The following is a 2,572-nucleotide window of genomic DNA, read 5'->3' on the forward strand; positions in this document are numbered from 1 at the left end:
GTAAAGCCACCTTTTTTTTGGCTCTTATTCCTACTATTTAAAAATCTATGAGTTATAGCAGCCCTTTTAAAGCTTCTAAACCATCACCCGCCAATACAAACAACAACCCCGCCATATTAATAATAACAGTCAAATAATACGCCAAGCGAAATTCAGCTTTTTGTGACTTATGCCGTAAGTAGGTTTGCGCAACCATGGCGCCGACCCAACCGCCAAGCGCACTAAGCAGATGCAAGGTAGATTCAGACGTTCGCCAGTCACCACTTTGAGCAGCGGCTTTATCTTTGGCATACATTGCATAGGTTATGATCCCCAATGCCGCATACCAAGCAACGACTAGCCAGCTAAGCTTATTCATGACCGCCAGTAATATTAATACCCCATAAAACCCAACACCAAGGAACAAACGTTTCTTCTGCCCTGCTTCAAAGTCTACTTGCGCACTTCGTTTATGATTACGCTGGCGAATTTGCTTATTTTTTTGCGCCATTTTTTGCTGTACAAAGCTTAGCTCTTGCACCTCTTTTGCCTGCAAGCGCCTTTGATTATCGTACCCAACGGTAAAGACAACCTCTTCACCGATAGCAGGACGACGCTGCGCTTTAAATTCACTCACATGAAAAAATACCGACTCGCCCGCTTCAGTTTCAATAAAACCAAAGCCTTTATCGTCCTGCCATTTTATGACTCGACCTTGTTGTTTAGTTGCCATCGATATTGTACTCACTTTTAGATTCGCCAAATATATTACACTATTTACGTTACACTATTGGCGCTTACAACCTTTTCTAGATGGCTTATCATTTCTTATATTAATATCCACCTAACTTCCTACTCCAGCAATAGGTAAATTTCTCCATGACCGATTCACAATTTATTACACCCAATGAAAACATACGCATCACTTTTGGTAGCCTCGTTAAGCTACATTTTGAAGTATCATTAGAGAACGGTACCATAATTGACTCAACCTTTAGCCGTGATACACCCGTTACCTTAACCATAGGCGATGAGAGCTTGTTACCCGGCTTTGAGCAAGTGCTAATGAATCTGCGCGCAGGTGATACGCGCTCCGCTCACCTTGAGCCAGAGCAGGCATTTGGTGAATGGAATCCTGACAATATCCAACGTTTTAGTCCTACTCAATTTGCACTCGTTGCCGACAATCCTGAAGTTGGCATGATGGTAGAGTTTGAAGACAAGGGCAAAAATACCCTACCCGGTACCATTAGCACCATGAATGAAGAAGAAATTGAAGTAGATTTTAACCATCCACTTGCAGGGCAATCAGTACTGTTTAAAGTCAAAGTATTCCAAGTAACCCCACCAGGCGTTACTGGTATCAAACTAATGTAGTATAAAAAATGCTCGATACTAAAATAAGAAAAGGATAGATAAATGCAATATCAAACACTGCCACAACTCAATGAAAAAGTTTCCAAAATCTGCTTGGGAACGATGACATGGGGACAGCAAAATAGCGAAAATGACGCTCATGAACAGATGGATATGGCGATTCGCGAAGGGGTAAACTTTTGGGATACTGCTGAGATGTATCCGTCGCCACCGGATAAAGACAAGCAAGGTGATACCGAGCGCTTTATGGGTACTTGGTTTCATAAAACCAAACAACGCAATCAAGTCATTCTTGCCAGCAAAATATCACCGATGGATTTTTTACGTGATGGGCAAACGCGCTTTAATGCCGCACATATTAGTAGTGCCATTGATGGCAATCTTGAGCGCTTGCAGACCGATTATATTGATATCTACCAACTACACTGGCCTGAACGTCAAACGAACTACTTCAGCCAGCTCGGTTATACCGAAGCGATGGCAGCGCAGCCGCTTGATGATTTGACGCCTTTTTTAGAGACCATCCAAGCGTTAAACGATGAGATTAAAAAAGGCCGTATCCGTGCTTATGGGTTGTCAAATGATACTGCTTGGGGATTGATGCGCTATTTATGGGAAGCGGATAAAAATGGTTTGATTGCGCCTATTACTGTGCAAAACCCTTATAGTTTGCTTAACCGCTCATATGAAGTTGCTATGGCAGAGATTGCCCATCGTGAGAACGTAGGTTTACTTGCTTATTCACCGCTTGGCTTTGGTGTATTATCTGGCAAGTACCTCGATGGCAAACGTCCAGCTGGTGCGCGTCTGACCATGTATGATCGATTTGCCCGCTATACCAACGAAGAAGCAAAGTCAGCTACGGCTCAGTATGCCAAAATCGCAGCAGATGCCGGTTTGGATATGGCACAGATGGCATTAGCCTTTGTCAATTCACGCTCGTTTGTCACCAGTAACATTATCGGAGCGACCACCACTGAGCAGCTAAAATCGAATATCGATAGCATCAACTTAACCTTGAGCTTAGACGTCTTAGCGGCTATCGAAGCGGTACATACGCAGCATCCTAATCCGTCGCCATAGCGTGATGTTTGTCAAGTTTCTATAAACGGAACTACAAGTATTGGCACGTCAAAAAAAGGCGCAAATCGCAGTGATAATACTCGCGATTTGCGCCTTTTTTATACACGTTCGACTGAAAAACTAAGAAAAAATA

General features: G+C 43.1%; 3 protein-coding genes. 2 read left to right on the forward strand and 1 reads right to left on the reverse strand.

Going from position 1 to position 2,572, the window contains the following annotated elements:
• Positions 1 to 52: 52 nt before the first annotated feature.
• Positions 53 to 712, reverse strand: a complete 660-nt coding sequence (locus VLN09_RS00540) for a cold shock and DUF1294 domain-containing protein (protein WP_325243076.1) — start codon at positions 710 to 712, stop codon at positions 53 to 55.
• 146 nt (positions 713 to 858) lie between these two features.
• Here VLN09_RS00540 and VLN09_RS00545 point away from each other — a divergent pair, with 146 nt between their 5' ends.
• Positions 859 to 1,356, forward strand: coding sequence for a peptidylprolyl isomerase (locus VLN09_RS00545; protein ID WP_325243078.1), 498 nt, complete (start codon positions 859 to 861; stop codon positions 1,354 to 1,356).
• 42 nt (positions 1,357 to 1,398) lie between these two features.
• A complete protein-coding gene (locus VLN09_RS00550; protein ID WP_325243080.1) occupies positions 1,399 to 2,439 on the forward strand; it encodes an aldo/keto reductase in 1,041 nt (346 codons plus the stop codon).
• Positions 2,440 to 2,572: the final 133 nt, after the last annotated feature.

The organism is Psychrobacter sp. (assembly GCF_035469765.1).
Classification (GTDB): domain Bacteria; phylum Pseudomonadota; class Gammaproteobacteria; order Pseudomonadales; family Moraxellaceae; genus Psychrobacter.